The sequence below is a fragment of the Rhodococcus sp. 15-649-2-2 genome (assembly GCF_002258645.1).
Lineage (GTDB): Bacteria > Actinomycetota > Actinomycetes > Mycobacteriales > Mycobacteriaceae > Rhodococcoides.
Map to the genome: position 1 here is coordinate 267,510 of NZ_NPFM01000016.1, position 26,394 is coordinate 293,903.

At 64.6% G+C, this 26,394-nt stretch carries 24 protein-coding genes; 5 read left to right on the top strand and 19 right to left on the bottom strand.

Features of this window, described 5'->3' with window-relative positions; genetic code table 11:
- Nucleotides 1–32: 32 nt before the first annotated feature.
- From CH305_RS08975 to CH305_RS09040, 14 genes are all read right to left on the bottom strand, one after another.
- On the bottom strand, nucleotides 33–1,157 hold the full coding sequence (locus CH305_RS08975; RefSeq protein ID WP_256983623.1) for a hypothetical protein: 1,125 nt from the start codon (nucleotides 1,155–1,157) through the stop codon (nucleotides 33–35).
- Nucleotides 1,073–3,163 (bottom strand): GNAT family N-acetyltransferase, encoded by a 2,091-nt coding sequence (locus tag CH305_RS08980; RefSeq protein ID WP_094703427.1) that lies wholly within the window; start codon nucleotides 3,161–3,163, stop codon nucleotides 1,073–1,075. Before CH305_RS08980 ends, CH305_RS08975 begins: the two co-directional genes overlap by 85 nt.
- Before the next feature lies 1 nt (nucleotide 3,164).
- Nucleotides 3,165–3,680, bottom strand: a complete 516-nt coding sequence (gene fabZ / locus CH305_RS08985; RefSeq protein ID WP_094703428.1) for a 3-hydroxyacyl-ACP dehydratase FabZ — start codon at nucleotides 3,678–3,680, stop codon at nucleotides 3,165–3,167.
- A complete protein-coding gene (locus tag CH305_RS08990; protein ID WP_094703429.1) occupies nucleotides 3,680–3,970 on the bottom strand; it encodes an acyl carrier protein in 291 nt (96 codons plus the stop codon). The genes fabZ and CH305_RS08990 overlap by 1 nt, the downstream gene beginning before the upstream one ends.
- A 53-nt stretch (nucleotides 3,971–4,023) precedes the next feature.
- Nucleotides 4,024–4,782 (bottom strand): 3-oxoacyl-ACP reductase FabG, encoded by a 759-nt coding sequence (fabG, locus tag CH305_RS08995; protein ID WP_094611301.1) that lies wholly within the window; start codon nucleotides 4,780–4,782, stop codon nucleotides 4,024–4,026.
- Entirely contained in the window at nucleotides 4,779–5,816 is a 1,038-nt protein-coding gene (locus CH305_RS09000; protein ID WP_094703430.1) for a hypothetical protein, read from the bottom strand. Before CH305_RS09000 ends, fabG begins: the two co-directional genes overlap by 4 nt.
- Nucleotides 5,813–6,871, bottom strand: coding sequence for a 2,3-diaminopropionate biosynthesis protein SbnA (sbnA, locus tag CH305_RS09005; RefSeq protein ID WP_094703431.1), 1,059 nt, complete (start codon nucleotides 6,869–6,871; stop codon nucleotides 5,813–5,815). Before sbnA ends, CH305_RS09000 begins: the two co-directional genes overlap by 4 nt.
- Nucleotides 6,868–9,150, bottom strand: a complete 2,283-nt coding sequence (locus tag CH305_RS09010; RefSeq protein ID WP_094703432.1) for a lantibiotic dehydratase — start codon at nucleotides 9,148–9,150, stop codon at nucleotides 6,868–6,870. The genes sbnA and CH305_RS09010 overlap by 4 nt, the downstream gene beginning before the upstream one ends.
- Nucleotides 9,147–10,373 carry a PLP-dependent aminotransferase family protein gene (locus CH305_RS09015; protein WP_094703433.1) on the bottom strand — a complete coding sequence of 409 codons (1,227 nt, stop codon included), beginning with the start codon at nucleotides 10,371–10,373 and terminating at the stop codon, nucleotides 9,147–9,149. Before CH305_RS09015 ends, CH305_RS09010 begins: the two co-directional genes overlap by 4 nt.
- Before the next feature lie 44 nt (nucleotides 10,374–10,417).
- The gene (locus CH305_RS09020; RefSeq protein ID WP_094703434.1) at nucleotides 10,418–10,648 is read right to left on the bottom strand and encodes a phosphopantetheine-binding protein; all 231 of its coding nucleotides are present in this window, start codon (nucleotides 10,646–10,648) and stop codon (nucleotides 10,418–10,420) included.
- Complete coding sequence (locus CH305_RS09025) at nucleotides 10,629–12,119, bottom strand: class I adenylate-forming enzyme family protein (RefSeq protein ID WP_094703435.1); 1,491 nt, start codon at nucleotides 12,117–12,119, stop codon at nucleotides 10,629–10,631. The genes CH305_RS09020 and CH305_RS09025 overlap by 20 nt, the downstream gene beginning before the upstream one ends.
- Nucleotides 12,106–13,044 carry an ACP S-malonyltransferase gene (locus CH305_RS09030; RefSeq protein ID WP_094703436.1) on the bottom strand — a complete coding sequence of 313 codons (939 nt, stop codon included), beginning with the start codon at nucleotides 13,042–13,044 and terminating at the stop codon, nucleotides 12,106–12,108. Before CH305_RS09030 ends, CH305_RS09025 begins: the two co-directional genes overlap by 14 nt.
- Before the next feature lie 103 nt (nucleotides 13,045–13,147).
- A complete protein-coding gene (locus CH305_RS09035; protein WP_094703437.1) occupies nucleotides 13,148–13,930 on the bottom strand; it encodes an ABC transporter permease in 783 nt (260 codons plus the stop codon).
- Nucleotides 13,931–13,939: 9 nt separating this feature from the next.
- Complete coding sequence (locus tag CH305_RS09040) at nucleotides 13,940–14,887, bottom strand: ABC transporter ATP-binding protein (protein WP_094608995.1); 948 nt, start codon at nucleotides 14,885–14,887, stop codon at nucleotides 13,940–13,942.
- A gap of 280 nt (nucleotides 14,888–15,167) precedes the next feature.
- Between CH305_RS09040 and CH305_RS09045 the strand changes: the two genes are divergently transcribed.
- The 3 genes from CH305_RS09045 to CH305_RS09055 all read left to right on the top strand — a co-directional run bounded on the left by CH305_RS09045 (nucleotide 15,168) and on the right by CH305_RS09055 (nucleotide 19,221).
- Nucleotides 15,168–15,698, top strand: coding sequence for a GNAT family N-acetyltransferase (locus CH305_RS09045; RefSeq protein WP_094703438.1), 531 nt, complete (start codon nucleotides 15,168–15,170; stop codon nucleotides 15,696–15,698).
- Between the two features lie 374 nt (nucleotides 15,699–16,072).
- Nucleotides 16,073–16,825, top strand: coding sequence for an ABC transporter ATP-binding protein (locus CH305_RS09050; protein ID WP_094703439.1), 753 nt, complete (start codon nucleotides 16,073–16,075; stop codon nucleotides 16,823–16,825).
- Nucleotides 16,822–19,221: an ABC transporter permease gene (locus tag CH305_RS09055; RefSeq protein WP_256983625.1), complete on the top strand. Its 2,400-nt coding sequence runs from the start codon at nucleotides 16,822–16,824 to the stop codon at nucleotides 19,219–19,221. Before CH305_RS09050 ends, CH305_RS09055 begins: the two co-directional genes overlap by 4 nt.
- A 30-nt stretch (nucleotides 19,222–19,251) precedes the next feature.
- On the opposite strand, the gene CH305_RS09060 is transcribed toward CH305_RS09055, so the two are convergent.
- Together CH305_RS09060 and CH305_RS09065 are read right to left on the bottom strand one after the other, a co-directional pair.
- Nucleotides 19,252–19,638 carry a hypothetical protein gene (locus tag CH305_RS09060; protein ID WP_094703440.1) on the bottom strand — a complete coding sequence of 129 codons (387 nt, stop codon included), beginning with the start codon at nucleotides 19,636–19,638 and terminating at the stop codon, nucleotides 19,252–19,254.
- A 25-nt stretch (nucleotides 19,639–19,663) separates the two neighbouring features.
- The gene (locus CH305_RS09065; protein WP_256983626.1) at nucleotides 19,664–20,185 is read right to left on the bottom strand and encodes a DUF3558 domain-containing protein; all 522 of its coding nucleotides are present in this window, start codon (nucleotides 20,183–20,185) and stop codon (nucleotides 19,664–19,666) included.
- A 142-nt stretch (nucleotides 20,186–20,327) separates the two neighbouring features.
- Here CH305_RS09065 and CH305_RS09070 point away from each other — a divergent pair, with 142 nt between their 5' ends.
- A complete protein-coding gene (locus CH305_RS09070) occupies nucleotides 20,328–20,906 on the top strand; it encodes a hypothetical protein (protein ID WP_094703441.1) in 579 nt (192 codons plus the stop codon).
- Between the two features lie 248 nt (nucleotides 20,907–21,154).
- A complete protein-coding gene (locus CH305_RS09075) occupies nucleotides 21,155–22,411 on the top strand; it encodes a reverse transcriptase family protein (protein WP_256983627.1) in 1,257 nt (418 codons plus the stop codon).
- A gap of 9 nt (nucleotides 22,412–22,420) precedes the next feature.
- Here the strand turns inward: CH305_RS09075 and CH305_RS09080 are convergent, their stop codons facing one another.
- The 3 genes from CH305_RS09080 to CH305_RS09090 are packed head-to-tail and all read right to left on the bottom strand — an operon-like array spanning nucleotide 22,421 to nucleotide 26,378.
- Nucleotides 22,421–24,553, bottom strand: a complete 2,133-nt coding sequence (locus tag CH305_RS09080) for an alpha-galactosidase (protein WP_256983628.1) — start codon at nucleotides 24,551–24,553, stop codon at nucleotides 22,421–22,423.
- Nucleotides 24,550–25,479 carry a carbohydrate ABC transporter permease gene (locus CH305_RS09085; protein WP_080737122.1) on the bottom strand — a complete coding sequence of 310 codons (930 nt, stop codon included), beginning with the start codon at nucleotides 25,477–25,479 and terminating at the stop codon, nucleotides 24,550–24,552. Before CH305_RS09085 ends, CH305_RS09080 begins: the two co-directional genes overlap by 4 nt.
- Nucleotides 25,479–26,378, bottom strand: coding sequence for a carbohydrate ABC transporter permease (locus CH305_RS09090; protein ID WP_032378859.1), 900 nt, complete (start codon nucleotides 26,376–26,378; stop codon nucleotides 25,479–25,481). Before CH305_RS09090 ends, CH305_RS09085 begins: the two co-directional genes overlap by 1 nt.
- Nucleotides 26,379–26,394: the final 16 nt, after the last annotated feature.

The following is a 26,394-nucleotide window of genomic DNA, read 5'->3' on the forward strand; positions in this document are numbered from 1 at the left end:
ATCTCCTGAAATAGGTTCGGCGATCTCGGTGATCAGGCCGATGCGCCCGCGCTGGAGCGCGAGAGCACCCGGGGCAGGGTGACGGTGACCGCGGTGACCTCGTCGATCGTCACGTCCAGCGCCGGAACGACGAACGGGTCGTCGAGTAGTGCGAACGCGAGCTCCTCGGTGTCGTTGCCTGCCGCTGCAGTCCAGACGATCGTGCCGATGCGCTCGCCGTCGGCGATGACCGGCGCTCCTGTAGCGATCCGGGTGCCGGGGGCGGTGACGACCGGTGTCAGTTTGGGCGAGTCGGCCGCCGGGCGAACGAGCTCGTCCGAACCGAGGAATTCGCCGATGCGCTCCCAGTCGACGATCCACGACAGATCTGCCTCGGCAACGCTCAGGGTTGCGAATCCGTGGTCGTAGTAGGGCATTCCGGCCTCGGCACGCACTCGTGCCAGTCCATCGGGACCGACCGCGCCGCCGTCGACCGCCGTGGCCAGTTCCACGAACTGTGCCAGATCGGCCTCGCCGTCGGTGGTGAGTAGCAGGTAGCCGTACTCGCCCGTCGTACCGACTCGGGCGAGCCGGCCCTGCCCGTCACCGGACTCACGCTCGACGTCGACCACCGAGTGCAAGAGCAAGTCCTCGATGTCGCCGTCGACGAAGTTCTCGGCGACGCGGGGTGCGAGCGGGCCCTCGACCGCGATGGCCGACCAGCCTTCGGGGGCCACGGTGACGTTGACGCCCTCGGGGATCTCGAGTGCGCCGACGTACTCGGTCACCTCGGCGTCGGTGATGGGGGTGCGCGGAATCAGCCACGTGTCCTCGTCGCCCTCCACCTGCAGGACGAGGGCGAACGGTGACCCGTCGGCCCGCAGGGCGAGTGCTTCGCGAGTGGTGTCCGGATCGGCGAAGTCGGAGGACTTGGACAGGAAGGTGTCGAGCAGTGCGAGACGCTCGTCGCCTTCGAGGTGAATCAACGGAGCGGCGATCGGGTACACGCCGGCAGCTTCGCGGACGATGCGGTAGTCGTTGGTGCTCATGGTCGTAGGCCTTTCGTTGCTGTGAATGGGTTCGGTAGTGCGGTCTAGCCGGCGAGCGAGAGGGTCGAGGCTGTTGCTGTGCAGTCGAATTCCCACAATGCGGGTAAGTCCGACGCGGCGGTGACGCATCCGACGAGGAGTCCGGACGAGGTGGCACGAACGAGGATTTCCGGGTCGTGGCCGGTGATGTTCCTGATTCGCAGAGTGACGCCTGCTGCGGTGGGAACCGAGAGCTCGTCGGTCCAGATTTCGAACCGACGGTCGAGATCGAGCAGGTTCTCGGGGCCCGATCCGTCGCGGACTCCGATGCGCGCTCCACGAGCGACGGTCGGTGTCGACCAGACGACAACGTCTCCCGATCCGTGAGCGTCGGCTTCGACTGCGAGAAGATCGTGACTGGTGTCGGTGTGGTGGCGAGCAGACCATCGGAGCAAGCCTTCGTGGCCTTCGAGCCACTGTCCGCACAGACTCCACCGAGTGGATTGTGCTGCACCCCAGCCTATTCCATGATCTCGATCTGTGCGACCCGGTTCGACGGTAACCCAGAGGCCACCCGAACGGGCAGGATTGGGTCCGATCGCCGACGTGCGTGGCCACGGGGTGGACAACACTCGGCTGCCGTCCCGCCGCCATCGTGCCAGTACGCCACGTTCGGCGTCCAGTGCGATCGTCGTGTTCGGAACCGCCTCGACCGGCGACGCGGCCTCGACGAGTGGCGAGGCAGGAAGCAGCGCCGTGGGCCTCGGTACCGAGGCCTCCACTGTGACGGCGATTGTCTGCGTGCCCGGTTCCACTCGATGGGTGAGCAGCGTGCCGGTCACCAATCCGCCGCCGCGGATTCCGTTGTAGCGCACTACGACCCCACGGGAAGAGTCGTGCCAGATCGGGTCCACGTCCGGATCGAGTTGTACTGCAGCCGAGGGAATCTCGGAGGAATCTCGCAGCTCCACACCGGATGCGATCAGGGCCGGACCGTCGCCGACATCTACGGTGCCGTGCCGGAGGCCGATGGTATCGAACAGATCTGCCTGCCACTCGGACCGAGAATCGCCGACGCAGTCCAGCGCGTACGTGCGGCGCACTCCGTCGGGAGAGACCTCGAATCGTGCCCGTAGCGTGATGTTCTCGCTGCGTTCCTGTACCAGGATGGTGTGCCCGAGAGCCTGCACATCGAGGGTGCGTGGCTGAGAGTCACGCCACCCGGAGAGATGATCGGCGTGCAGGTTCGGCAGGGTCGAGGTCAGCAGTGGGCCGGTGATGCCGGCTCGATCGTCGAACATCCGCAGTAGCCCGTCGCGGGTATCGACCGTTGCCCTGATCGACCCGGCGGTCACCTCGACCGACGTCGACGCGATCATCCTCGGCCGCGGCACGATCGGCAGGCTCAGAACCTGTTCGGACCCGCCCGGGTCGGTCACGACCGCTCGATCGACCAGGTTGTGGAGCGGATCCACGAGTGCGTCGACTGCATACCCGCCGAATCGCAGCCGGTATCGCACGAAGGACATTCCGTCGACCGTCTCGAGATCCTCACCGAGATCGGTGCCGCGTGGGGCAGTCACCGATCCGAACGAGGTGATCGCTCGCAGCGCCGCCCGCGCCGTGTCGTCGAGATGGGGAGCGACGGTACGCAGGACGAGCGGGACGTGGTTGACGAGTTCGACGTTTCCGTCGGCCCCGGCGACAGTGTGCCGCAGGCAGACGCTGCCGACGCGGCGGTAGAGCGAGAACGCGGTTGCATTGGCGGGATCGACCGTCAGACGTAGGACGTCGTAGCCGGCGTCGAACACCGACTCGAGGGCGGCGGCGAAGAGTCGGCCGGTGGCAGTCCCGCCGCGCCGACCCGGTGCGAGATAGAACATGTCGGCGATGACCTCGCGGGGTGCGGTGGTGCGTCGACCCGACGTGCGAAACAGGCCGAGGGTGCCGTACAGCTCGGTCGTATCACCCGAGGTGTCCTCTGCCACGAAAAACGCTACCGTTCGACGTAATTCGAGTTCTCGGAGGACATCTGCGCCGGCGATTCCCCCGGTGACGCGATTGGGTGAATCCGCTCGCGCGGTGAGCAGGGTGGCAACGCGATCCGCGTCGTCGGGGGTGAACGGTCTGATGGAGGTGTGCGAACCGGTGCTCATGTCACCCCCGCCCCTCGGTCACCACGAGCGAGCCTGCCGCCACTGGCTTGCCGTCCACCGACGCCGTGACATCGACGGAACGCAACCCACCGAGTTTGGCACCGAGGCGAGCACCGAGCTCGAGCATGTCTCCCGGCACGACGAGGCGATTGAACTTCATGGCCCGGATCGAACCGAGGTAGCCGACGCCGTCGGCCGGGTTCTCGTCGCCGATGGACTTGTCCAGACTCTCGGCCACGTACACGACGGCCACCAGCTGGGCCATGGCCTCGACGATCATGACGCCCGGCATGATCGAGTGCCCGGGGTAGTGGCCGGCGAAGTAGGGCTCGTTGACCGAGACGGCCTTGATGCCGCGGCCGGACTTCCCCGGTACGACGTCGTAGGCCCGATCGATCATCAACATCGGCCACCGGTGCGGCAGCATTCGCTGGATGTCGTCTATTCCGAAACTCAGTGTTCGCGTCTTCTGTGCGGGGGAACGCTGCGCGGTGGAATCGAGTGTGGGAGCGCTCATCACTGCGTCCGATCGACGATGTGATCGACCATGGCGTTGATGGAGCCGAACGCCCTGGTGTCGTCGTCGGTGATGTCGACCTCGAACTCGGCGGCCACGGCCACGACGAGCTCGAGCGTGTCCAACGAGTCGAGCTCGATACCGCGGCCGAACAGAGGCTGGTTGTCCGACACCAGTTCCGGCGAGGTCTGCAGACCCAGGCGGTCGATGATGAGTTCCTTGAGCCGGTTGTTCAGGGCGAGGCGTTCGGTGGCTGCGGCGCGAGTGGAGGAGCGGGTTGCGGTGGTCATGATGTTCCTTCCGGTTGGTGTGTCGAATTTCGGGGATCGATGGGGGAGTCGGGTCAGGCGGCGATCATGCCGCCGTCGACGGTGAGGACCTTGCCGGTGATGTAGGACGAGGTCGGCATGCCGAGAAATACGACTGCCTGGGCAACTTCGGCGGCAGTACCGAAGCGCTGCAGCGGGATTGCGTTGCGAGCACTCTCACGCATGGCCTTCGGCACCGCGCGAACCATGTCGGTCTCGATGAATCCTGGGGCGACCACGTTCACGCGAATCCCGCGTCCGGCTACCTCGGCAGCGAGGGATTTCGCCATCGAGATGATGCCGCCCTTGCTGGCGGCGTAGTTTCCCTGACCGGCCCTGCCGGCGACACCACTGGTGGAGCTGATCATCACGATCGCGCCGCCGGTGGAGAACATGAGCTTCGTGGTCTCGCGGGCGGTGAGGAATGTGCCGGTCAGGTTGGTGGCGATGACGGAGTCCCACTTGCGGGCACTCATCGTCGCGAAGTGCCCATCGGCGGTGATACCGGAATTGAGCACCGCGACGTCGAGTCGACCGAAGCGGGAACGTATTTCACGGAACATCGCGATCACGGCTGTCTCGTCGGATACGTCGGCGGCGATGGTGGTGGCTTCGCGTCCGCGCTCACGGACGGACTGGGCGACCTTCTCGGCGTCTTCGGAACTGCTGCGGTAGTTGATGATCACGTCGCATCCTGCCTCGGCGAGTCCGATCGCCACGGCGGCTCCGATGCCGCGCGATCCTCCCGTCACGAGTGCAACGGGCGGACGGTCGGTCACGGGGGTGTCGGTCATGAGCGTGCTCCTCTCGAATGGGTGGTTCCTGCCACGATGTGTTCGGGCGGGTCGAAGCCGGGAACCTCGGTCCCCAGACCGAGGCGACTCGATCGCTCGAGAACCAGAGCCGCGACGGCGAGGTCGAGGATGCCGAGGCCGAACGGAGAGAACACAACTCCCGCTGGATCCGGCCGATAGGTGCCGGTGCGCAGAATCGAACCGAGCGTTCCCTGCACGAAAGACAGGTCCGGTTGCTGCTGCGCCGCCAACGCAATCGAGGTGCTCTCCCGATTGACGTGGTCGACGTCGTCGACCACGTTGTGCGAGGACAGAATCGACGGGACCGTCAGATCTCGCAGCGAGACGTGCAGTAGCACTTGACCGGTCGGCCTGCCCGATGCAGCGAGGGTGAGCCAGGGGGCGGGTGCGGTGGTGGTGACGGCGACCGTGTCACCGCGCTGGATCACCTGCTCGGCGCGGTCGACGACGATGGGTGTCAACTGTGGGAATTCGCGACCGATGACGTCCCCGAATTGCCGGGCCCGGTGGGGGTCGTGGTCGAACAACAGTGCCGTGCGTGCCTCGGGATGAGCGACGCGAAGGAACCGAACCTGTTCGAGTGCAATGGTTCCGCAGCCGATCACTCCGATCGTCGTGACGGGTTGTCCGGCTCGCAGCGTCATGCTGGCCAGCGCCGCTGAGGCCGCGGTACGCCAGGCGTTGATTCTGCTGCCTTCCACGATTGCGCGCGGGTAGCCGGTGTCGAGACCCGACAGGAGCACCAGGGACGAGGCCCGCTGACGGCCGGTTTCCACATTGTGCGGAAACGACGACACCCATTTGACACCCGCGAGGGCCTGGTCGCCACCGAGATAGGCGGGCAGTGCGATGAAGCGTGTGCCCGGTTGGTCGATGGGCCGCACGAATGCCGAGAACGGCAGGTCGGATTGACCCAGATCATGTGCGATGTATGCAGATTGGACGGCATGCAGCACTGCCATCTCGGAGTCCGCCAGTGCGCGGTGAACATCGTCTGCGGTCATCAATTTCATCGTCGAAGCAACTCCTCGAGTCGGGTGGATGCGGCGAGTACCGCCGGTAGTCCTATGTGGTTCTGGACCCACGCGTCGTCGTAGATCGAGTGCAGGTATCGGTCACCGCCATCGGGGAGGATGGTCACGACGGTGCTGCCTGCCGGTAGTCGAGGCAGGTACGCGGCGATGGCCGCGATCACCGCACCGGACGAGCCGCCGGCGAGAATCGCCTCGCGCTCGGCGAGCAGCCGGCACGCGGCCACGCACTCGGCGTCGGTGACGAATACGACGTCGTCGGCCAGATCGTCTCGGAAATGACCGGGCACCATGGTGGATCCGTGTCCCGGGAGGGTGCGGCCGTAGTCGGGAGCGGGCGGTGCGACCGAACCGAATATGGCGCTGCCGCAGGCATCGACGGCCACGATGCGCGTATGGGCTCCGCTGCTGCGAAGGTGATCTGCGATGCCGCGGAGCGAACCGCAGGATCCGGCGGCCACGAACAACACATCGGGTTCTCCTATGGCGTCGACGATTTCGCGTGCTGTTCTCCTGTGTGCGGCCGCTCCGCTCGGATTGTTGTACTGATCGAGGCACAGTGCGCCGGGAATGGACGTCAGCAGCTCCTGGACCCGGAGCAGCCTGGTAGGCAAGAACTCGCCGGTGGCGTGGTCGCGTTCGGTGACGATCTCGACCCGTGCGCCCAGTGCCCGCATGATCGCGAGATTGGTGTGCGATGCCTTCGGATCTGTTACCACGTGCAGACCGAGGCGGTGATAGGCACAGACCAGCGCGAGCGCGACACCGAGGTTGCCTGAACTTGATTCGACGATCGTGGTGACCCCGGGAACAGCGCGTCCCTCTGCCAGGGCTGCCTCGACCATCTCACGCGCCGGTCGATCCTTGGTGCTACCACCGGGATTGGCGCGTTCGACCTTGGCGAGAACGCTGGCGGACACGGTGCGAAACAGTCGGTCCAGTCGGACCATGGGGGTCGCGCCGATTGCGGCGACGATGCCGTCGTGCACGGGGCTGGTCGGATGTCGGGTTGCCGTGCCGTCCAGAATTACGGTCATGATGCACCTCCGGTTCTCGGGGGAGATGTCGCCGGCAACATCTGCAGGCGGATCTCGCTGACGTAGCGGTGCCCGACAGCGTCGGCGAGCCAAGAACTGCCCGGAGCGGGCAGGCATTCGGTGACGACGATCGGATCGAGTCGGTGCTGCTGGCGCCGGACCTGATGGACGAACGCCGCCACGAGTGTCGGGCTGTCGAGGTCGAGATAGAGCGGCTTGGTCTCGCCCGGCACCTTCGCGTACACCCGGCCCGGCAATCCCAGCTGGCGGCGCCAACGGGTGACGGCCGCGAAGTCCTGCCATGCAACGGTTTTCGTGGACAGAGCGAGTTCGCCGAACGGACTGCGCCAGGTCTGTCGGAACACCACCGTACGATCGACCTCGAGCCGTGGGGTCCTCTGTCCGTGCAGCCCGACCTTGAAGCCGTCGGCTGCGACGATCGACAGTGGCACGGCGAAGGCTTCGGCGAGGGTGTATCGGCGTCCGTCGGGCAGCACCACGAACGTGTGCCCCTCGGTTCTGTCGAATCGAATGTCCGACGCCGCCACCACCGATCGAGGCTCGCGCGCAGCGGCATTGGTGAAGCCGATCGACGTCTCGTCGTGGCCGCACGTGGTGGGTACGAACCGGCCGGTGTTGCGCTCCCACGTCGAGGGCAGCAGCGGGACCAGTCTGCGGACCCCCGAGACTGCGTTGATGGTGTCGCGGAAGTCGTCGGCGGCTCCCACGTTCCACGTGAACACCGGCACGTCCAGCGAGACCAGAGCGGCGTGCATCTCGCCGAGAATCGCAGTGGAGTCACCGGCCAGAAGTCGATCGGCGTTCTCGGCGACGAACTGCAGATCCGGACTGTGCGGCAGATTCACCGCGGTACCGGTGAGATCGGTGAATGCTGCCCGTGTCGTCAGTTCGGCTGCGCTGCGCTTGATGACGGCACCGTCCAGCTCGCCCGGTTCGAGGGCGATCGACTGCGACCATCGGTCGGCGAGTTCACGGCGAGCGCGGTCGGCCCCAGTGCCCTCGCCCCAGAACACCGTCATGGTGCGGGGCCATACCTCGGCAAGGGTGATCGAGGTCAGATCGCCGCGGGCCGCGCGGTCGATGATCGCGTCGATCTCGGCGACGACGTAGTAGGCGAGGCGATCGGTGAACCACCGCGCGGCGTCGGCTATGAGTGCCAGAGCGTCGGCATGCGGGGCCAGCGCAGCGGTACCGATGGTCATGGTCACATCGCGGGCCGCGTCCTCGAAGCAGACGCTGCGGGCGGCGTACGACTTCGCCTCGGCGCGGTGTGCTTTCACCTCGGTGATTCGCTCGAAGTCGGCCGAGAGTGCGGTGAGAGCAGCGTCGAGAGAATCCGGGGTGTCGGCCTCCGAGACCGCCCGCAGCCCACCGTCGATGTCCGCGAGATCGCGAAGGCAGCGGGCCGCCACGGCGGCGTCGGCGATGGGGAGTACGCGGGACTCGAGGATGCGGTGAGCGTCGGCGGTGGTCGGAATTCTGGCGTCCCAGTTCAATACCTTGCGCCGAACGAGCTTGCGCACTGCCGTGTCCACCGTCGTGGCGTCGAGTGCGAGTTCGTCGGCTATCCGGTCGATGGTGGCGTGCCCGTCACAGCGGAGCACGATGCGGAGGTCGTCCTCGGCGAGCCGGATGCGGCGCGATCCCGATCGGGCCTGCGACCGATCCGTATCGACTGCGACATCGGGGCGCAGGTACGGCGGGAGCCAGCGTCGGATCTGCTCGTCTCGGGACCATGCTGCGCCGATCGCCGCCGCGGCCCAAGCCTCGAGGAAGGTGCGGCGTTCGCGGATCAGCTGCGGCCCGTGCTCGAGCTCTCCCTCGGTGCTCTCACCCAGTTCCACCCACGCTCCGGGACCGAAATAGCCGATGGTCTCGGCCTTCCCGCAGTAGCGCTGCCAGTACAGGGCAAGTGATCGCAGACGCTGTCGACGCTTGGACGGCGATCCACAGAACGGACTGGCGATCTGACGCCAGGCACCGCGGTTCTGCCACACCAGTGCGGTGACGAAATCCTCGCGTTCGACCAGGAGCGTCAGACGAGCTTCCTCCTCGTCGCGGGACGCGGTGAACTCCTCCTCGGTGGCGACGGACGGCCCACCGAAGACGTCGAGGCCGTCGGCAGAGAAGCCGGCGCTGCGCAGATTGGCTGTTCGCCACAGGTCCCAGTCGGTGGTGCCCAGAGCGAGGGTGCGGGTGAAGGGCGGGTCGGTCAGCGCGGCATGCCCGGTGGTGTGCGGAAGTTCGACGGCGGTCACGACGCTGCCCTCTCGGTCTCGTCCGCTCGCGCAGCCGTGACGCCTGCGGCGAACCGGGTGACCGCTTCGACCACGGAACCGTCGGGAACGTGGGAGAAGCTGAGACGAATTCCGTCGGCGTGTTCGTCGGCGAGCGAGAAGTGGCTGCCACCGACGACGGAAACGCCCTGAGCTGCAGCATGTTCGACGACCGATGCCGTCGGGTAGCCGTCGCGACGACGCAACCAGATGTAGAAGCCGCCACGTGGGGATTGCCATTCCCACTCGCCCTGATCGAGACGTTCGGCGAGTTGAGTGTCCATCAGTGCTGCACGACGCGCATACACGGTGCGGAAGGCGTCCACCAGATCGAGCCAGCCGTGCTTGGCGTAGTAGCGGCCGACGGTTGCTTGGGCCAGCGGCGCGGGGGAGAGAGTAGTGATCTCGGTTACGGTGCGTAGCTCGTCGGCGAGCGCGGCGGGCGATTCGATCCAGCCGCACCGCAGGCCGGGTGCGAGGATCTTCGAGAACGTTCCGAGGTGTATCACCCGCTGCGGATCGAGACTGTGCAGTGTCGGGGCGGTGCGGTTGTCGATCGTCACGCCCGGAAAGCTCAGCAGCGCATAGGGATCGTCCTCGATCACCGTCAGCTCGGCCGATGCTGCCGCCTCGACGATGCCCCCGCGTCGGTCCGCGGACATCGATCGCCCGGTCGGGTTGTGGAACGTCGGATTGGTGTAGAGCAGCACCGGGCGACCGCCCGTTCCGCGCACGTCGGCAGCGACCGTCCGGATGGACTCCGGAGTGGGGCCTTCGCGGTCCGATTCGACTGCGACGGTGTGCAGGCCGGCGGTACGAAACGCCGCCGCAGCACCCGGGTAGATCGGTGTCTCGCACAGCACGGTGGCTCCGCTGCCGGCGAATGCCAATGCGATGGTGAGCAATCCGTTCTGCGAACCGGCAGTCGGGATGAGATTTGCCGCGTTCACCGAGGCGCCGCGGAATTCCATGGCCCCGGCTATAGCGGTTGCAAGGGCGTCGGGCATGCGATAGGTGGAGTACTGCAGCAGGGTTCGCCCGCCGAGTCGCAGCATGCTGCGCATGGCGTCGCTGATGTCGCTGGAGGGAAAGAGCTCGGGATCCGGCAATCCGCCGGCGAGGTTGATGGTGTCGGCCACGGTATCGAACAGGCGGGGTAACGACGACCGGGTAGGTCGCGTCGGTGGCAGTGCAGTGGTGAGCATGTGAGATCCGTCCTCGAAGAGTCGGGTGCGATGAACTCCTGCAGCTATGCCGCAGCGAGATTCGATACGGTGTCGAACAGGACGTCTGGGCTCAGAGCCATACCTGCAGTGAGGGATTGCTCGTCGAACTCGACTCCGAATGCATCCTCGATGGCAACCAGGATGTTGACCACGCCGAGGGAATCGATGGACGACTGCGAGAACGGACGATCGGGTGCCACGACCGACTCGGGGGCGAGAGCGGCGAGAACGGAATCAAACTGCGAGCGCTGCATGGTGGTCTCCTGAAGGTGTCGAGGTGGTGGTGTCGAGTTCGGCGCGCAGGGCGCGCCGGTCGGGCTTTCCGTTTGCGGTGAGGGGGATGCAGGGGCGTTGGATGACGGCGTTGGGATGCCGGACGGGATCGAGCGCGGCGCGCAGCTGCTGATGCACCCAGCGCGGATCGGCTGACCCGGTGACGATCAGACGCAGGGCTCCGTCCTCGGTGACAACGGCAACCGCCTCGTCCACGGAGTCGAAGGACTCTGCACACGATTCGATTTCGACGAGTGAGATGCGAACACCGTTGCGTTTGACGACGTCGTCGTCGCGTCCCAAGAAGTAGAGCCGCCCGCGGTCGTCCACGTAGCCCCGGTCGCCGGTGTGCAGCTCGAGACCATCGGTACCGGGACGAAATCTGTTCTGTGCGTTCATCGGTACGTTCCAGTACCCGGCCATGACCGTCTCGCCGGAGACCACGATCTCACCGGGAGTTCCTGCCGAAACGGACGTTCCGTCGCCTGCGACGATGCGGATGTCGTCGCCGGCGATGGGGTACCCCACCGAATCCGGGTACTCGGTGAACTCCTCGGGCGGCAGAATGGAGATGCGCTTGCATTCGGTCATGCCGTACATCGAGGCGTAGCGGGATCCTGGGAAAGACTGGAGCAGGGTTCGAGCGAGTTCGGGTGCCAGCCGGGCACCGGTGTTGGTGAAGAGGCGAACTGTGGTGATCGAGGCTGTGCGGCGAGCCACGATGCGCAGGATCTGGGCGAGCGCCGGTACCAGTGGGATGACGGTCACGGAGCGGCGTACCACCAGGTCGAGGATGCGCAGATCCTGGATCCCCTCGGCAACCACCACCGAGGCTCCGACTGCGAAGGATAGAAACACTTGGTAGAGGCCGTAATCGAACGACAAGGGGAGACGGCACAGCACAACGTCGTCGGATCGGTAGCCCAGGCCGGTGCCGATGGCGCTGACCGCGGCAGCGACTGCTCCGTGTGGGCACACGACGCCCTTGGGACTACCTGTGGTTCCGGAGGTGTAGATCAGCAGTGCGATGTCGTCGGGTCGAACGGGTCTGGTGATCGGAGTTGTGGATCGGGAGCTCCCCAGGGCGGCAGTGACGCTGTCGACGGTGAGAACCCGCACCGGGCTGTCCTGGTGTCGCTCTGGGTGATCGGTGACGACGAGTCGGCAGCCACTGTCGCGGACTATGTGTGCTGCCTGGCTCGCGGTGAGTTCGTTGTTGATCGGTACGAACACTGCTCCTGCACAGACGGTTCCGAACAGCAGCTCGACGAATGCTGCACTGGACCGTCCGTGATGTACGACGCGATCACCGGGCCTGATGCCGTTGTCGATCAACCACGCCGTCGCACGCAGAACGCGTTCCCGCAGCGACCCGTAGGTGAGCTCGGTATCGCCGTCGACGATGGCAATGTCGGTTTCCCGACCCTGGCCGAGGAGCTCAGGCAGCAGCATCGGATCGGCCCTTCGTCGTGGACGACAGGCGATCGATGTCGCGCGGCGAGGTGATGCGCACGACGGTGGCCGATGGCAATGTGCGCGAGGCGATTCCGGCCAGAGTGTCGGCCGGTGGCAGGCAGATCGCGCTGGTGATCTCGGCTGCGCGGAAGGTCTCGAGGCAGAGGTCCCAGCGGACAGGTGCGGTGATCTGTTCCACGAGTCGCTCGCGCAGGGACGCTGCATTCCTGACGAACGAGCCGTCGGCGTTGGACACGATGGGGACGTTGGCATCGCGCACAGGAACCGACGCAATCGCCTCGGCGAAGACCTCGGTGGCCGACTGCATCGCGGCACTGTGAAACGCACCTGCCACGTGCAGACGGCGTACGGCGGTTCCGACGGGTGGTGCTGCGACGAAAGCCTCGATCGCGTCGATCGGACCTGCGGCCACCACCTGACCCGGGCCGTTGTGGTTGGCCACGGTGAGGCCGGCTGATTCGATTGCCTCGGTGACGGTTTCGAGATCCCCGCCGAGTACGGCCGCCATCGATCCTGTGGTGGCTGCACACGCGGCGGCCATCGCGCGGCCTCGCACGGCGGCCAGATGTACCGCGTCCGCCGGGTCGAGTGCTCCGGCCAACGCTGCTGCGGCCAGTTCTCCGACCGAATGCCCTGCCACCGCGGTGTGGGCCTGGCCGGCGTCTGCCAGGGCGTCGATCACCGGAAGCCCGGCAAGGAGTGCGGCGGTGACGAGGAGGGGCTGTGCGTGCTCGGTACGGGCGATCTGGTCTTTGCTCGCGGTGGTGCCGAGCGCGATCAAGTCGATGTCGGCGCGCTGAGACCAGTTCGCTACCAGTCGATGTCGATCGGGGTCCTTGAGCCACGGTGCGAGCATCCGCGGCGTCTGTGCTCCCTGTCCGGGGGCGAGAAGGGTGATCATGGTGGTCCTCGTGCTCGTAGGTTCGGGGCATGCTTTCTCGCGCGGCGGCCGGAGTGGCCGATGCGTCGGGTGCTGCTGGAAGAGGATGGGAAGTACACGTGAGTCACTGGCGGCCGGTTGCCCCAGCGAATCGTCGGACGGCGGCGAAGGAGAATCCGACGAACCAGGCTGCCACGTTGATGAAAGCACCTGCCAGTGAGGCGTGAGATCCGTCGAGGTTGTAGCCGTCGGTCAGCGCGTAGCGGGCCAGTGTCGCCACACCGTAGAGCGGTGTCACCTGCGCGACTGCGAGCATGCCGCCCGAGAGCGGGATGAAGATGTTGCCCAGGAAGGCGAGGCCGGTCATGACGACGCCGGGAACGTGGGTGACCACCTCGGGTGGCAGCAGCATCCCCAGCACCAGGCCGAGAGCGGAGAAGATGGCAGATCCGATCCAGGCCACGACGAGCCCGGTGATCCAGACGATCGCGTCGGCGCGGGCCCCGGTGAGTGCTCCGAGGATGCCGACCACGATGACCGGAATGGCCGCGTACACCTGGCAGGCGATGATGCGCGATGCGACGTAGCCGCCGGCACCCAAGGGCGACAGGCGAATTGTCCGCAGCCAGCCGTTGGCCTTCTCGTTCGAGATGCCCGCGGCCCGCGAGATGGTGCCGATCGACGCACCGTAGACGGCGATTCCGATCATCATCCAGGCCTGAAAGTTGCCGTGCGGCAGATCGACTCCGGCGCTGGGTTCCACGACGCGAAACAGGGCGAGGTAGAGCACGGCGGGCAGCGCGACGGTGAAGATCAGATTCTGTGGGGTGATCTGCCTACGGATGTCGTGCAGTACGAACTTGGGGTGTAGTCCGCGGCGGGGGCGTAGTGAGGTTGTAGTGGTCATCGAATGTCCTCAGTTCTGGTGAGTGCGGTCGGTCAGCGCCGAGAATGCTTCGTCGAGTGAGGCCGACACGATCGCGATATCGGTCGCGGAGGTCGACGTGCTCAGTGCGCGCACCACGGGGTCGGTATCGGTGCACACGAAGCGGAACCGGCCGTTGGCGAGTTCCTGCAGTCGCGAGCCGGTCTGCCCTGCAACGAATTCGGCCTCGGAGCGTGGCAGGTTGGCGTCGACGGTCCGATTGGAGACGGTGGCCTTGATCTGGGCCACCGTGCCGTCGGCGACGAGGGCGCCGTCGACGATGACGACGATTCGATCGGCGAAGTCCTGTGCCTCTTCGAGGTAGTGGGTTGCAAACATCACGGTGGTGCCGTTGGCTGCCTGTGCGTGCATCGCCTGCCAGAAGTGCTTGCGCGCAGTGACATCCATGCCGGCGGTCGGTTCGTCGAGCAGCAGTAGTTCGGGGTCGGACAGGAGCGCGAGAGCGAACCGCACCTTCTGCTGTTCGCCACCAGAGCATTTCGATACGCGTCGATTCACCAGTTCACCGAGCCCGGCCCGGGTGATCGCGGCGGCAGGATCGGCACCGATGTACAGCGAGCCCATCATAGTGACCAGTGCGCCGACAGTGACGTCCGGCAACAGTCCACCGGACTGCAGTACCGCTGCGCTGCGTCCTGTCGACGCGGCGGTCAGCGGATCGGTGCCGAGCACCTCGATGGTGCCGCCGTCCGGTTCGGTGAGTCCGAGGATCATGTCGATCGTCGTGCTCTTGCCTGCGCCGTTCGGTCCGAGAAACGCCACAACCTGCCCGCGGGGAATCGAGAGGTTCAGTTCGCGAACGGCGCGGAACTTCGAACCCGTGGAGTCGCTGAACGACTTGTGGACACCCTTGGCGTGCACCGCGAGTGCAGTCTCGGTACTCACCGCCTCGGCGCGAGTTGAACTCTGCGTGATCATCTGCAATTCCCTTCGCTCTTTCGTCAGTGGATCTTCAGCCGTGTTCCTCGGCGACACATCAGACTCTTCACCTCGGAGAAAGCGCAGGTCAACGCCAAATGGCACGTCGTTTCGGCCGTCACGATGAACTGTTGACAACTGTCACGTGCAATTACGGACCAGGTGTCACGTAAGCGCCCCGATGCAGGGATTCACGCCCCTCGCGGGGATTCACACCGCCTAGAGCGGGCGTGAATGACGATGAAGGGCGTGGATTGGGTAGTGGACTTATCGTGGCGTGATGGAAATCGGATTCGACGCGGGTTCGTATACGGTCCGTGAGGTCGATGGCGGAGACACCACCGAGCGGTTCCTGGCCGTGTTCAACAGCAACCCCGAGTTCCTCGATGCGAGCACGTTGCACACCGGCGTCACCGTCTTCACCGAGGTGGATGTCGAGAAATTTCTCTGGCACAACACGGTCATGGAGAACTCTCACTGCCTGGTGATTCGTGCAGCAGAACGAATCGTGGGGGTCATGACGTTGCTGGTTCCGCATCCCCGCGAAGGTCAACCGTGGGTGGGCAGTCTGATCGTCGACGGGGAACTGGAGCATGAGCGTGTGGCGAATCCGGTGCTGGCGGAGCTCGAGCGCATTCTTGTGGCACAGGGGTGGACCCATGTGTTCGTGGGTCCGATGGTGAGCATGGTCGAGAGCATCGGATGGTGGCGCTCACTCGGCTATCTGCCGGTAGAACGGCGACTGGACAACGACAAACGCGAAGTCGAGGTCCACCGAAAAGCGTTGCGGTCTATCAGTTCTCCGGAGTGAGCGCCGAGATGTTCGACGACGTCAGATCCTGAGCAGCCAGTGAGGAGCACAAGCGCCACTGCTGCCGTTATCGATCGACGTGCTCCACGCATTGCCTCACCTGTTCTCGCGAAAGCCCCATCTCCTTGGACGCAGGCCAGCTGTTTTCGGTTCCCGGGACGGGCCAGGTGCCAGCTACGCGCATGATGCTGGGATTGCCGCCCTTCGTGGGGATCCACACCCCGTCGACGGGGTGTGCTCGACGATCCCGGGCGTGGATCGAGGGCCCGGCCATCGTAGGCACATCGCCCGTCGCCGATGGTAGGGCTGACCCCCGAATATTGTGTAGTGCGTGCGGCACTGTGCCGCGTCGACGAAACAGATTCAATTGCTGCATGATTCGACACGAAGCACCTGCGGTCCGGCTCGACGATGTTCGGAAGGTACACGGCGAGAGTCATCGCGCAGTCACAGCTCTCGGCGGGGTGTCGATGGACTTCGCGCGGGGTAGTTTCACTGCGATCATGGGCCCGTCGGGTTCGGGTAAGTCGACGCTGTTGCACTGCGCAGCAGGTCTGGACCGTCCGACCAGTGGCATCGTCATGATTGCGGGCACCGACATCGCCCAGCTCGACGAGAAGGCGCGCACCGAATTGCGTCGCCGTCGAGTGGGATTCGTATTTCAGGCGTTCAATCTCGTGGATTCGTTGACCGCAGCGCAAAACATCGAGTTACCAACACGATTCACGGGTACTCGTGTCCCGGCCACGGAAGTGACGGCGGCACTCGTGGCAGTGGGGCTCGAGGATCGCGCGGGCCATCGTCCTGCTGAATTGTCGGGCGGTCAGCAGCAACGAGTTGCCCTGGCGCGGGCGCTCATAACCCGGCCGGACGTTCTCTTCGCGGACGAACCGACCGGTGCCCTGGACTCGCGCTCATCGAAAGATGTTCTGTCGCTGATGCACACGCTCGTCGACGATCACCAGCAGACCACTCTGATGGTCACGCACGACCCACTTGCCGCTTCTTACGCCGACGTAGCAATCTTTCTCGAGGACGGGCTCATCGTCGATTCCTTGGAGATCGAACGGGAGCGACCGGACATTGCGGCCGTGATTGCCGCTCGGATGGCAGGACTGGACGGATGATGCTGGCTTCGGCGAACCTTCGCACTCATTGGAGAAGCTTTCTGGCAACACTGCTGGCCACGACGTTCGGTGTTGCCCTGATGAGCGCAACGCTCATCATCTACGACTCCGCACGACCGACGGTTCAGCCGCGGCTGGAGGGTGCGGCGCTACTCGCATTGCCCGCGCAGGCCGTGAACGAATTCGGCGACACGGCGGACTTCATTCCCTGGAGTGCAGAGCGGGCTCGGCAGGTTGCCGCCGATCTCGGTGCCGTGCCCGGAGTGGAGGCGGTCGTCACCGACAGGTCTTTCTATGCCCAGCCGTTCATCGACGGTGCGCCGGTCGAGGACGAGGGAGCGCAGGACGCTGGACACGGTTGGGCAAGTGCGCAATTGACACCGCTTCGGTTGACATCGGGGGCTGCACCGACGAACCCCGACCAGATTGTCGTATCCGATTCACTGGGTCTCGCGGTAGGCGACACGGTCTCGGTGAACCTGGCGGCGGGGCTCGAGAACTTCGCGGTGGCGGGAACGCAGGACGGGCCGGGGCTCTTTTTCACCGACGAACGTGCCGCTCAGCTCGACCCCGGTGTACGCGCGATCGGCGTCGTAGCGACGTCCGATGCGCGGTTGGACGACCTCGAGACAGGGGTCGAAGAAAAGCTGGGTGACCGGGGACGAGTAGCCGCCGGCACCGATCGCGCAGCGCTGGAGCCCGAGTTCGTCTCGCACCGGCGGAATCTGGGCACTCAGCTGATCGTCGCGATGGCCACCATCGGACTGTTCACCACCGTCTTCGTTGTGGGATCGACATTCGCCCTCGCGACATCCGAACGCCGACGGGAGATCGCCCTGCTGCGAATCATCGGTGCTGCAACGGGACAAGTACGACGCTTGGTGCTCGGAGAGGCCGCGGTGATCGGCCTCGTGGGCGGTCTCGTCGGTGCAGGCCTCGGCATCGCAGCGTCACCTGCGCTGCGAATGTTGCTGCTGAAACTCGACGTTCAACCGCCGGACTTGCAGGTTCGGATATCGGCGTGGCCGCTACTGGTAGCGGTGAGCATCGGCATCGCCGTGGCGTTGATCGGTGCCTGGCTGCCAGCTCGATCGGCCGCCACAGTGGATCCCATCGAGGCCCTTCTCGATGCCGCCGTCGAACGACGTCCCATGACGACGCTGCGCTGGCTCATCGGGCTTGCCTCGCTCATCGGTGGTCTGGGTGCGACGGTGTCAACAGCAACAGCGGCTACCGACAGCAGAGTGAATACCGCGGTCGCTGCGGCCATGCTGCTGATCCTGGCTGCGGCGCTACTTGCGCCGATCGTGATCGGGCCGATCGCCGGCTTGGTGACTCGGCCGTTCACACGGCGCTCTCGGTCGGCCGCGTCGATGCTGGTCAGAGCGGAGTTGACCACGGGGTCACGCCGTGCGGCCGCTATCGTGGCTCCGGTGATTGCCTCCGTCGGCTTCGCTGTGCTGTTGAGCGGAATGGTGCAGACGATGGCCGTGGCGTATCCGGCCGAGCAGACCGAGCAATTGCGCGGACTGGCAGCCGTGACCCCCGATGGAACCGCGGGTCTGAGCGATCAGGTGGTAGCCGAAACAGCGGCGGGACCGGTAGGAACAACTGCCGGGCTACCGTCACGCGTATTCGTTCCGGGACCTGACGGCACCGTGACCGTCGTCGACGCCGTCGGCAGCCTCGACGAACGGTACGCCGCACCGGGGCGGGCAGTACTGGACGAGGCAACAGCGAGTCTGTTCGATGTGCGGGCCGGTGAGCAGATGTCGGTGACCTTTGCAGACGGTCGTTCCGAGAGCGTGGTGGTGTCGCAGGTGCTCCCGCGCGACCCCGCTCGTGGTGCATTGGTGCTGCCGCGCGCACTGGTACGCGATCATGATCCGTCGGCGTTGACCGAGGTCGTGTTCGTTCGGGAAGACATGGCACCGACACACTTGACTGCAGGTGCGAGGGTCGAAGACGCACACAGTTTCGCGTTGCAGGACTACATGGTCGACGCGCGACTCACCAATTGGTTTGCGGCCGTGCTCATCACAATGGGCGTCGGGTACAGCGGTCTCGCGGTGGCTAACAGCACGGCGGTGTCGGCGTACCGACGCAAGGCCGATTTTGCCGTCCTGAGAGCGTCCGGTGGAACCGACCGGCAACTGCTGACGACGGCCGTCGGCGAGACTGGTGTGATTGTTCTGATCGGCTCTGCGCTCGGGGTGATGGTCACCGTGCCTCCACTGTTAGCGATGGCGGCCGGCTTGTCTCAGGTGACCGAAACCGAGGTGGGTCTGCAGATGTCGTGGTCGACGGTGCTGTGGGTGGTCTCGGGATGTTGGGCTCTGGCGACGGCCGCAACCGTGCTGGTGACCCGACGGGGACTACGGGTACGGACCGGATAGACGTGGGTAACCGAGAATCTATGTGCGCATTCAGTTTTCTGGAGCGAGTGCACTGATGTTCGCGGATGTCCGGTCATCGGTATCGGCCGTCTCGTCGAAGTAGCGACGAAAGAGCATCCGCATCGATTCGATGACGTCGATGTGCTGCTGAAGAATGACATCGAGAGACCGATCGGTACCGGTGGCTTTCGCGAGGAACTTGTCACGCAACGCCTGTGCGGACGGCAAGTCACCCCAAGAAGTGACCACGGCGAGCTTCGTCGCGTCGATCTTCATCTTGTCGAGATGCTCGAGGTAGGTGACGCAAGCGGCGTCGCATTTCGCGGCCACATCGGCTGGAATGGTGATCATGCCGGCTTCCGCTTGGGCGTTTAGGCCCTGCCAGTGGGCGATGAGGTTCGGATCGGCGTCGGTCATAGTCTGAACTCCTCGGATCGCAGGTCTAGTTGGGTAGCTCGGAATCGAGGCTGGCGGTGAGTTCGCTGAGTTCAGTGCAAGGGTCGTACGGTACGAGATCGACCAATGCGCTCGTGTTCAGTGTCGTCATGATCAGTTCGGCCCCAGCAGTGAAGGCAGCGCCACAATTGAGGGACGCATCTGCACCTAGCTGCTGATACTGAGTGGCGTCGCGTGTTCCCACTCGAACGGACTGGAGTCGGTCGAACTTGCTCGTATCGTCGATGTAGTCGATACCTTCCAATCCGACGAATATCGAGAAGTAGTACTTGCTATCCGATGGCTGGCTCTCCCACCCACAGATCTTGAATCCATTCTGATCCCGCCCGAAGATTCCCGACTCCTTCGTCTCCACGTTCAATCCCGCTCGCTCGATGGCCTCGTCGGGGATGGTGCAGGGATCCCATGGCGTAGTGGGTGTCGCGACGGTGGTGCTTGTCTCCACCCGCGGCGACGCTTCCCCTTCGGTGGTGCTCGAGCAGCCCGCGATCAGCAGAAGTGTCGCCATCATCGGGATCCATCGACGTGCCCTGCGCATTGCTCTTGTCCGTTCCTCGAAAACACCTACGTTCTTGGACGCAGCACAACCAGCGTCGGTTCCCAAGTGTCAGCAATTCGGGAGTCTCAGAATCTGTGACAGGCTGGCAGACGTGGAGGATTGCGACGACGGCAACCCAGGCTTCACTACCGTGCTGGTCGAGACGGGTATCTACGGGGAACTGGATTTGATCTACCGGGACGACGAGGTATGCGGTTCGTATCGCGAGGGCGTACCCATGACCGTCACGATTTCACGCACCGGGCCTCGGTTCTCGGACTCGGCACCGATCGGGACGCGCAGCGCCGCAAACCTGCAGGCGAGCATCGACGGCCGCGACATTGTTCTCGATCCCGGCCGCGCGAGGCTCTTCAAGCGGTCCTACCGCGTCGGCATCCAGTACGGCGGACGTACTCTGTCGCTGCGCGCCAAGAACCTGGAAGACAGTGTGCTGTTCGATGGTTCGTCGGATCGGGGCGACAACGAGTTCGGGGTGTTGACTTGCGTTTTCGGTGGAGGTGTCGATGTGTTGTGGTCGCTGCCTTTCAAGATGGTGAACAAGACGATCGAACCGCCGACGCCGTCCCGCGAAGATGCCCTCGTCGGCATCGTCGTCGCCGCAGCGTTCGGAACCGGTGGGCTGTCGTTGACGACCATCGTGATGGGCGCACTCGAATCGATCCTTCCGTGACGGTCCCGCGGGCAACGCGCTGACAGATCGGCCTCGATTTGGCATGGTGGAGGGATGCAGCGGCGCGTGGGCGAGAGTTGGTCCGCGGGACCGGTCTCAGGGGTAACCCCTGGGTACATCACGAGAATCGAGCACTGCGTCCGAAGCAGCTCCGCACGCTACGCGTGCCCGCCTGCTCCGAGGACGAAAGATTTCGGTCGCCCCGTGCCGTTGCATGTCACAGCGCCGCACGTGATCGGTAAACATCCGTGACCGTGCGGGAGTTCACCCCGAAAGCAGCGGCGGCACTGGCACGCCTGGCTGCCGAGGCCGAATGGACGCGGTCCGGACTGGAGGAGGCGTTCGAGCCACTCGTCCCGGCCAAGGCGTCATGGTTGGCGGATCGGGTAATCAACTTGTATCCGAGTCCGCCGTTCGACGAGGCGTCGATTTTCGTTCTGCTGCGCGACCTTCCGTTCATTCCGGAACCGTCGGTTTCGTCACAGAGACCGACTCGTAACAGTGACAAGCCCTGGCGATTCGAGGTACCGCGGTACGAGACCACCGGCCAGCTGGCTCGGTCTCTCGACCTGACGATCTCCGAAATCGAATGGTTCGCTGACCTGCAGGGCCGGCTCCGTACTGCGCCGTTCCCGTTGCAGCACTACCGATCTGCACGACTCGACAAACGTCAGGGCATCCGACTGCTGGAGGTCCCGAAACCACGCTTGCGTGAGATTCAACGAAAGATACTGCGCCGCATACTCGATCGAATTCCTGCCCATCCAGCGGCGCATGGCTTTCGGAAGGCGCGCAGTCCGCGTACCTTCGCGATGCCGCATTCCGAACGCGACGTGGTGATCTCGGTGGATCTCCGACGCTTCTTTCCGTCCATCGGGTTCGATCGCGTGGTCGCGATCTTCGAGGCGGTCGGCTATCCCAGGAAGGTCGCTGCGAATCTCGCCGCACTCTGCACGACAGTCACCCCTGCCGGCGAATTGGTCGGGGTAGACCGTCCCACTGCGGCGCGGCTTCGAGCCACCCACTTGCCGCAGGGCGCGCCCACATCACCGGCCTTGGCGAATCTGGCTGCAAGACAACTCGATATCCGAGCGGCAGGCCTGGCCAGGTCCGTCGGTGCCCGCTACAGCCGATACGCCGACGATCTGGCGTTCTCGGGTGGTGCAGACATCGACGTCGACAGACTGCTGTGGCTGATTTCCCAGATCGCCCACGACGAAGGCTTCACGATTCATCCCGACAAGACCAGGGTTCGACGCGCTCATCAGCGGCAACAGCTGACCGGGCTCGTCGTCAATTCGTGGCCGGCAGTGCCCCGAGAGGAATACGACAATCTCAGGGCACTGCTGCACAACTGCATCAGCACCGGACCAGCCGAGCAGAACCTGCATGAGCACAACGACTTTCGAGCACACGTTTACGGACGCATCGCCCGGATCGGCGAGACGAACGAAACGCGTCGAGCAAAGCTGCTGAGCATGGCGGCCCAGGTCGAGTGGGCCTGAAGCCGCAGTTCAGACGGCCCGCACCCGCAGCAACACTCCGGTCTGAGGGAACAGCACCGGAAGAGCCACGCCTGCCTGCGCCAACATCGAACCCGACAACTCGACGATTCCGCCGTCGGCGATCCAGGGCGGAAGTTCGATGCCGTTGCCCAGGTCGCTGAGCTCCCGGACGAACTCGACGCGGTACCGAACATGTGGATCCAGACCAGGGAGGCGGACCCGATCGGTGCGGTCCTCGGGTGAGGTATCCATCCGCACTACCGAGAATGCAGCCTCCGACAGATCAGCTGCCACGACTCCGTGTACCCAGACGCTCGGGTCGGGATGGTCGGCGCGCACCACATCGCCGGTGTGCAACAGCCCGCGCAATTCCTTGTACAGCCCGGTCCACGACGTCAGGTACTCGTGGTCCTCGGACGAGAGCTCGGTGACGTCCATCTCCAACCCCGCGTGGCCGAACAGCGATGTCAAACAACGGAACTGGAGAGTGGACCACCGACCCGACGTATGCGCGATCTGCGGCCCGACATGCGAGCCGATCAGTTCCGGCGGCAGCAGCTGGGTGGTCCAACGCTGCAGCCGTTGACGTTCGAGCGGATCGTTGGTGTCCGACGCCCAGACGCGGTCCGTGTGCTCGAGCACCTCCAGGTCGATGCGAGCACCGCCCGATGCACAGGATTCGAATTCGACCTGTGGATGGCGGGATCGCAAGGCGTCGAGCAATCGATAGAACGCCGAGGTCTGTGCATGCACCGCAGCGCGACCGTCGGAATCGACCGCCAGCATCAGGTCCCGGTTGTGATCCCACTTCACGTAGTCCGGCCGCTCGTTGGTCAACACCGCATCGATGGCCGAGAGGAGATAGTCGAATACGTCGTCGCGGGTCAGATCCAGTACGTGCTGATGACGCCACTCCAGCGGGATGCGGGCAGGAGCGGCGAGCAGCCAATCGGGATGTGCCCGAGCGATATCGGAGTCCAGGTTGACCATCTCGGGCTCGAACCACAGGCCGGGGCTCATCCCGAGCGCTCGAACGTGATCGAAGAGCGGTGCCAGCCCATCGGGCCAGACTCCCTCGTCCACCTGCCAGTCACCGAGACCGGCTCGGTCGTCACGTCGGTGACGGAACCAACCGTCGTCGAGCACAAATCTCTCGACGCCCACGCGCGCGGCGACATCGGCGATACCGCGAAGCCGGGTGAGATCGTGGTCGAAGTAGACGCCCTCCCACACGTTGAGCACCACCGGCCGCGGCGACGAGGGATGCGCCGGACGGGAGCGCGTCCAGCGGTGCAGCGAGTGCGCCGAACCGTCAAGTCCAACAGCCGAATAAACGAAATGCACCCACGGCGTCGAGTAGGTCTCGCCGGTCTGCAGCACCACCTCACCGGGAGCGAGCAGTTCACCACCGCCCAGAACGCCAGAGGCCTGACCGGCCCGCTCGGGAAGCCGCTCGGCCAGGTGCAGGTGATCGCCGCTCCACGCGACGTGCGCACCCCACACCTCGCCGCTACGGAAGCCGAAGCCCTCGCTGCCTGCGGTGAGAACCAGGGTAGCGTCGTGCCCCGTTCGTCCGCGGCGTGACGCGCGCACTACCGCACCGTGGTCGAACCGTCGACGCTGCGGGGTGCGTTCGCGGCAATGACGGCCCGTCAGATCGAGGAGTTCGGTTGCGTTGTCCGGCAACGGCATCAAGGTCACAACGCCGTCGACGGTCAGGGGTCTACCGTCGACGTTACGGACACCCTGCCGAATGCGCAGTGATCCACCGACCTCGAGGGACAACTCGATCGACCACGAGATGCCCAGCGCGCTGTCGGAAGCGTCCACAGTGCAACCGAATTCGGTAGCGGAGATCTTCACGTCTGCCCAGCGCGGGTACTGCACCGAACCGTCACGATGCATCGCCAGAGCCGGGGTGCCCTGCCAGGCGTCGTCACCGCCTGGTGCGAGGGTGAGCCACCGCGGCACATCCACACTCGAATGCGGAACCGCCGGTATTGCGGCCCTGCGCAGTTCGGTGAGGTCGAAATCGGTGAGCTCACCGAGATCGGAGCCCCAGTGCAGCACTGCGGGAACGGCGGTGGACGACGGTCCGAGGATCACCATGACACCGTCACGGCGCAGGACTACGAAACTCACTTGTTGGCACCCATCGTAAGTCCGGAGACGAAATGGCGTTGCAGCGCAATGAATACCAACACCGTCGGTAGTGCGACCAGTACCGAGCCCGCGGCCAGCAGGTTGGTGTCGGTGAAGAAGCTGCCCTGCAGATTCTGCAGCGCCGTTGTCACCGGAAGCTTGTCACCGCTGACCATCAGGGCCAGAGCCCAGAAGAAGTCGTTGTAAATCCACGTCACCATGAGGGTGGCGAGGGCTGCCAGCGCGGGCCGGCACAGCGGCATGACGACCTGCCAGTACTGCCGGAACAACCCGGCTCCGTCGACGGTCGCGGCCTCGAGCAGTTCGTACGGCACGGTTTTCATGTAGTTGCTGAGCACGAAGACGCAGAAGCCCGTCTGGAACGCGACGTGCACGATGATCAGGCCCCAGTAGCTGTCGTACAACGAGCCCGAGGAACTCATCCAGTATGGAACCGGAATTGCGTTGTACAGCCGGAACAGTGGGGTCAGCAGAGTCTGCTGCGGCAGCAGGTTGCCTGCGATGAACACCGCCAGCATGAAGATGTTGAACTTCCAGCTGAACCGCGCCAGGATGAACGCCGCCATTGAGCCGAAGAAGAGGATGAGCAGCACCGACGGAACGGTGATGATCATCGAGTTGAGGAAGTAGTGCGGGATGCCGCCGATCTGCCACGAATCGATGTAGTTGTCCAACGTGAAGCCGCCCACCGACAGGTAGCCGTTGAGCAGCACGTAGTCGTAGTCGCGGAACGAGTTGTACACCGCCCACACCAGTGGGAACAGCCAGGCCAGCGCCATGACCGTCAGCAGCACGTAGATCGCGATCTGTGCGGTGCCCGCGCGTCGACGATTGGCGACGGCGGCGCGGTTGCGGGTCAGTGGATCGCGCTCGGGAGGTGCTGTGCGCGTGAGTGAAGTGGTCATCAGTCTTTGCTCCGAAGAACGATGGCGAGGTACAGGGCGATGAAGACGAGCGAGATGCCGAGCATGATGGTGGCCAATGCCGAACCGAATCCGATCCGGCTCGCCTCACCGACTACGTTCGCCGTCACGAGAGCCGAGATCAGCTCTAGACCGTTGCGGCCCTTGTTGATCACCCACACCAGGTCGAAAGCGCGCAGCGCCTCGATGACGGTGATGACGATGATCAACAGGTTGGTGTTCTTCATCAGCGGGAAGATGACGCTGAAGAACGTGCGAATCGGCCCGGCACCGTCCATCACCGCGGCCTCGCGGACGGACGGGTCTATGGCCTTCAGACCGGCCAAGTACAACAGCATGATGTAGCCGGTGTGACGCCAACCTGCTGCGACCATGACGGCCCAGATGTTGATGTCCGGATCGCCGAGCCAGTCGACGTCCGTGCCGAGCAGGCTGTTGAGGACGCCGCCCTCGGTGGAGTAGATGAGCTGCCAGATGAAGCCGATGAGGGCCATCGACAGCACCACGGGGATGTAGAAGATGCTCTGGTAGAGCCGAGATCCCTTGAGATTCTTGTCCAACAGAATCGCGAGCAGGATGCCGATGACTGTGGGGACGAGGAACAGGAAGACTAGCCACAGCACGTTGTTCTGCAGTGCTTGCTGGAACGGCGGATACGCCTGGACCGCGTCGACGTAGTTCTGAGTACCGATCCACTCGATACTCGACGTGCCGCCGATTCCGTCCCAGCGTGCGAACGAGAGGATCACCGTGAATACGGTGGGGATCCAGACGAGACCGATGACGATCATCGCGGGAACGCCGAGCATCAGTGCGATGGTCCACTTCTCGCGAACACTGCGCCGAATCTTCGGCGACTTGACCCGTTCGGGTGCGGTCATGGCATTACCTGATCTC